This is a genomic window from Frankia sp. CcCS3, assembly GCF_977927575.1.
In genome coordinates, this window is record NZ_CDWRCL010000239.1 from 1 (window position 1) to 6,099 (window position 6,099).

Consider the following 6,099-nt stretch of genomic DNA (forward strand, 5'->3'; position numbering starts at 1 on the left):
AGCAACAGTCACCATCGCCGCGATCAACGAATGGCTGCCCCGATAAACTTCCCAAACAGGCCCTAGTGGCCGACCTGACGTTCACCAGCTGGCATCGCTCGCCGCTTTTCGACCTGGTGCCCGATCCCACGCCGCACGACGGCCGGCTGGTCGGCTCGCTCAACCTCCGGCTGGACGACCGGCAGCGGCCGGACACCGCAGGCGGCGCGGTGCCGTTCGCCCTCGTGGCGCCGCGGGATGTCGCCGCGCTGAAGCCCGGGGTCGTCGCGCGGACCGCGCCCCGGGCGGACGCTCCGGACGCGGAGACCACGAAGCTCGTGCACGTCGACTTCGCCGACCCGGGCCTGCCGTGGCGGTACACGCCGCGCAAGGCCGTCGGTGACGTGCTGCCGCCGTGGCTGGTCGTGCTCGTCGGCACGATCGAGGAGCTGCGGGTGGACTCCGGCACAGTCGCGATCCTGCGGCGGTCGGTGCTGGAGAAGCACGACCTCACCACGTCCGCGTCATGGGCGCACGTGCAGGACGACGGGCTTACACATGCGTCCCGGCTCCTCTCTCCGCGCAGGCTGGACCCGCAGACTGAGTACCGGGCGGTCGTCGTCCCCGCGTTCGACGACGCGGGCGCGCCGGCGTGGGACCTCGCCGCCGGCCGGCAGCCGTCCACGCTGCCTGTGCTGCACTGGTGGCGGTTTTGGACCGCCGAGGAGGGCGACTTCGAGACGCTCGCGTTCGCGATCATCGCTCGGTCGTCCACGGGGCTGGGGCGGGCGCCGCTGGCGTACCGGAGAGGGCCGGTCGACCTCGCGCTGGAGGTCCGCGGCGCGATCACAAACCTCGGTGGCGACCCCGACGGCGCCGAGGAGGCGGCCGCGCGGGCGGACCTCGCGGCGTTCGTGGCCGCGGCGCGGACGCTCGCCGACCCGCTCGGGCGCGGGGTGGTGAGCCTGCCGGACTACGGGCGGCCGTGGGTGACCGGCTCGTCGGCGTGGGCAGACACGCTGAGCGCCGACCCGCGCTTCCGCGGCACGGCCGGCCTCGGGCTGTGGATGGGCCTGGAGTGGCAGGATGAGCTCGTTGCCGCGGCGGCCGACCAGCTCGGCGCGCTGCCGCTCGCCGGGCACCTCGTCGCCCAGCTCGCGCTGGGCCTGCACGCGGCGGGATCGCTGTGGGAGCGGCGGATCCCCGACGACCCCGTACGCCGGATCGACCTGTTCGCGCCGTTGATGCGCCGGCTGCGGACGCCGACAGAGACCGCGCTCGGCGCGCTGACCGGGCCGGCGAGCCTGCTCGAGGCCGCGTTGTTCTCCTCGGCCGCGCGCCGGATGCTCCGCCGCGGCGCCGCCTGGACGCGGCACACCGCGACCGGCTTCGTGTCCCGGCCCGACCTGATCGCGGCGGCGAACACCTGCCCGCTGCCGTCTCCCGTGCCGGCCGGGCTGCCGCACGTCGACGAGATCGCCCGCCGGCAAGGGCTGCCGGCGCTCGATGAGCTGCCGCTCGAGCCGCGCCGCGATCCGCCGCTGGTTGGCGAGCACCGGCTGAACGTGGTGGACCTGCGCCGGTTCCTCGACCCGTTGCTGCCGCGCGGCACGGTGCTGGAGTGCGCGCCGTCGGACCTCGGCGGCGCGGCCAGGGTGGTGAGCACGGCGATCGACCCGCGCGGTCCGGACGCCCCGGCGATCCTGCGCGTCCGGTCCCGGGTCAACGGCCTGCCGCTGCTGACGCTGGAGCTGCCGGAGCTGCCGGTGGGTATGGACCTGCCGACGTGGACGCTGCTGCGCGACCGAGCCAAGGAGTGGCTGCTGCCCGGGATCGGCACGCTGCAGAAGCACTCGGTCGTCGCGATGCGGACGAACCCGGCCTTCATCGACGCCTACCTGGTCGGCCTGAACACCCAGCTGCACGGCGAGATGCACTGGCGGAACATGCCGGTCGACCGGCGCTCCACGCCGCTGCGGATGTTCTGGGGGCACGTCGACTTCGAGACCGGGAAGCGGGAGGCGGACATCGTCCCGGTCGAATCGTGGCCACCAGCTTCGGACCTCGGCGATCTCGGGCACCAGGTCACGCAGCCCGGCGAGACGACCGGCAAGCAGGACCTGGTGATCGTGTTCCGGACGGACCTTTTCCGGCGCTACCCGCGCACGCTCGTCTACCTCGTCCGCCCCACGCCGACCGCGGACGCCGCGCTGATGGCGACGCCGGACTTCTCCTACGCCGCGGCCAACAAGGCCGACCGGCGGTTTCTCGGGTCGATCTTCCAGGGCGCGCTGGCGCCGGACGTCGTGTTCTTCGCGTTCGACGTCGACCCGTCCACACTGGACCAGTTCTGGCTGGTGCTGGACGAGCCCCCGTCGGAGCTGCGGTTCCGGTCGGTGGACGCGGTGGAGAACCCGGTCGGCGGTGGCGCCACGACCGGAGCGGCGTTCGCGGCCGCGACCATCGACACGCCGACCCGGGTCGGGTTCGACGGCGACTTCCTCGAGCGGCTGGGGCTGGCATGACGTACGCATCGCGCCGGGACGCCCTGCTGCAGAGCGCCGCAGGGACCGCCGCGGGCCGGATCGCCGACCGCTCGATCCAGCTAGCCGGGGACCTCACGCCCGACTCGCGGGCGGACCTGGAGCAGCAGCTGGTGGCCGTCCAGGCCCTCGCCGTCGCGATCGATGCCGAGCGCACACTGCTGGCGGGCGCGCCGGCCGGCGAGCTCGCCGACGAGGCGGCCGAGCGGGCCGTGCTGTCCTGGCTGTGGGGACCGCCGAAGGCGCGCACCGGCGACGTCCTCGGCGCGCTCGGCACCGACGCGGTGCGCACCCTCGCCGGGACCGCGCCGCCGATGCCCGGACTGGTGAACTCCGCGCTGGCGGTGGTCCGGCAGGAGCGGCCGGGGCCGGACATCGTGCCGAGTCTGCAGGCGAGGTTCGGCGCCGACGTTTTCGACACGCTGGTGGCGTCCGCCGTTCGGACCCGGCTCGAGCTGCCCGTCACCGAGCGGCCCGCGCTCGTCCGGGACGTGTGCGTGCTACTGCCCGTACGGCTGGAGACGCTGTTCCGGCAGAACGGTCCGCAGTGGACGATGTTGCTGCGGGTCGTGCCGGACGAGGCGTCCATACGCCGGGACGACCCGGTCCCCACCCCGGTCGAGATCGAGATGCTGACCCAGATGTGGCAGGACACCTGGGACGCCCTCACCCCGGCGCAGCGCGCGCTCGCGCCGTCGGACTGGCTGTCGCGCGACCTGTGCCCGCCGGCCTGGGAGCGGTTCTGCCGGCAGGTCGCGCCGCCGCGGGCAGCGTGGCTTGTGGGGGCGTACCCGCCCATGGTCGGCGCCGGCGGGGTGACCGTCGCGGCACCGGACGCCGCCGAGCACACCGCGCCGCCGAACCGGGTCGGCGGCTTCCCGCCGTCGCTGGAGGTGTGGTGCTCGTTCGGCGCCAGCGACCCCGTGCTGGTCGGATCGTCCACGGTGGACACCTCGGCGCTGGTCTTCGACGTGGTCGGCGCCCGCGCGGAGGCCGGCGGCACGGTCGTCGAGCAGGCCGACCGCTGGTGGGTGTCCTGGCAGGCCGCCCAGGACGTCGGCCTCGGCCTTGAGATCGCGCTGCCGGACGGGCGCGGGCCGGACGACATCGGCGTGCTCTACGTGGTCGGGGTCGGCGACGAGGAGCCGGCCGGGCACCTGCGGGCGCAGGCCGACGCCGGCGAACTGGCGCTGCTGCCGCTCGGCGCGCCGACCAACGCCGTGGAGGGCGAGCAGGCCGCGAGCCTCGGCACCGACCCGGGGGAGTGGCGGGACACCGCGGCGTTCCGGGTCGAGGGCATCCAGATCAACCCGCTCGCACGGCCGCTGACTGGTGCGCCCGACTCGCTCCCGGCCGTGCCCGGCTCGGCGAGGACCCTCGACCAGCTGCTCGTCCGTGCCCTGTGGCCGGCGCTGTGGGGGCACCAGCTGCGCGACGTGTGGGGGCTGCGCGAGGATGCCGACCGGCTCGGCGCCTGGGCCGCGGACCACCTGCGGCCGGAGGGGCCGCTGCCGCCTGTACGAATCGCCGAGCAGCCGTACGGGCTGCTGCCCGCCTCGGTGATGACCGGCTGGCGGATCTCGGCGGAGGAGGGCGAGTCCGCGGCGTGCGAGGAGCGGATGCTTGCACCACTGCTCGTCCTGCGGGACGCGCTCGCCGCCGGCGCGCGCGGGAACGGCACCGCGGTCGGCGCGGACACCGCCGGGCTGCTCGAGCTGTTGGGCCGGGACGCGGTCTCCGCCGGATACATGCACCGGCTGTTCCTCCCGGCCACGCTCTGGGCCGCGCTGTGGAACGCGACCACTGGCGTCGAGGCCGACCGGTTCGCCGAGGAGGTGCGGGCCGCCCTGGAGCCCGCTGTTGTGAACCTGCTCGGGCAGGAGCCGGCGCGGGCGTACCTCGCTGCGGCCGAGGCCGACCGGCTCACGCTGCCGCTGGTCGCGCCGACCCGGTGGCCGTCGTGGTTCTACGAGCCCGGCCGGGTCGACGAGAACGGCGACCCGGTGCCGGCGATGAGCGTCGAGGAAGGCCTCGCGCGGCTGGTCGAGACGCTGCTCGACGAGCGGCCCGGCCCGTGGGACCGGGCCGTCGAGGCGTGGCACGAGCTGCTGCCCGACAGCCTGCTCGTCCGGCTGCTGCTGCACTCGGTGATGCTGGCGGTCGCCGCGGTGGCCCGCGTGAACGCCGGCTCGGGCGACCCGCTGTTGGAGCCGGAGATCGGTTCGACCGTCAACCCGACGCTGCTGCGCTCGCTCGGCCAGGCCTGGTCGCCCGGCGACCCGGACGACCACCCGGCCGGCTTCGTGCTGCGGGTGCACCGCGACGGCCTGGCCCGGCTCTACGAGCTGCTCCGCGAGCCGCCGCCGGACCTCCTGTCCGACGTGGAGCGTGCCCTGCGGTCCACCCTGGACACCGCGACCCACCGCGTCGACCCGTGGCTCACCGGGATGGCGGCGCGCCGGCTCGACCTGCTCGCCGCGAAGCCGGATACCCGGTTCCGGCTCGGCGTGTACGGCTGGGTGGACGGGCCGATGCTCGGCATGCCAGGCCCGACCGAGGGCGGGCTGCTGCACGCGCCGTCGCACGCGCAGGCGCTGACCGCGGTTGTGCTGCGGGACAAGCAGGTCACCGACCGGCTCACCGATCCCGCCGGCTGCGACCTGTGGTCGATGCAGCTGGAGTCCGACCGGATCCGGCTCGCCGAGGAGATGGCCGAGGAGGTCCGGGTCGGAGCGCACCTGCACGAGGCGCTCGGCCGGCAAGTGGAGCGGGTCGTCAGCGCCCACGCCGACGTGGCCGCGCTGCGCTCGCAGTTCCCGATGCGCGGCGGGCAGGCGGAGCCCGGCCGGGTCTGCTCCGGGCTCGCCGCGCTGAGCGCCCTCCTGTCCGCCGCGCCGCCGCTGCCGGTCTCCCCGGCGCAGAGAGAGCTGCTGGAAGAGCTGCGGGACGCACTCGACGCGTACGGGGACCTGCTGGTCGCGGAAGCCGTGCACCAGGTCGTGACCGGCCGGGCGGACCTCGCCGGCGCTGCGATGGACGCCGCCGCAGGGCTTGGCGCGCCGCCGACGCTCGCGTTCACCGAGACCCCGCTGACCGCCGACGGGCTTACGTCCGCGGTGGTGGCCGCGGTGCCGTACGTGGCACCGCTCGCCGGCGACGGAGTCGCGCCCGCACTCATCGCCGACGCCTCGGTGGCCGCGGCGGTCGCGGCGGCGACGGGTCCCGCCTCGGCGTGGACCTGGGGTCCGGTCACGCTCTCCGACCTCGGACTCGCGCCGGAGGACACGCTCGTGCTGTCGCCGGACCTGCTCTTGGCGATGGCGGCGTATCGGCTGGGTGCCCCGCCGGACGGCGGCACCGGGCCGGGCTGGCAGCGGCGCGCCCGCGACCTCGTCCGCGCGCTCGGCAGCCAGCCATCGCTCGCGAGCGACGTCGCGAGCACCGAGGACTCCGCCAGCGTCGCCGCTCTCGACGCCGCGATCCTCACCGACCTGCGCGCCCGGTACGCCGAGCTGCGCGACGAGGCGCAGCGGACGGTAGACGCGCTGGCCGCGGCGGCCGACACGCCGTCCCGGGT

Annotated in this window: 2 protein-coding genes; both read left to right on the forward strand. The window is 75.2% G+C overall.

Translation table 11 applies throughout. The features are described from left to right. Window positions 1-65 precede the first annotated feature (65 nt). A complete protein-coding gene (locus AC08OQ_RS16885) occupies window positions 66-2,504 on the forward strand; it encodes a hypothetical protein (RefSeq protein ID WP_476612188.1) in 2,439 nt (812 codons plus the stop codon). Beyond that, window positions 2,501-6,099, forward strand: a 3,599-nt coding sequence (locus AC08OQ_RS16890; protein ID WP_476612189.1) for a hypothetical protein, incomplete at its 3' end; no start/stop codon positions are given. The genes AC08OQ_RS16885 and AC08OQ_RS16890, both read left to right, overlap by 4 nt.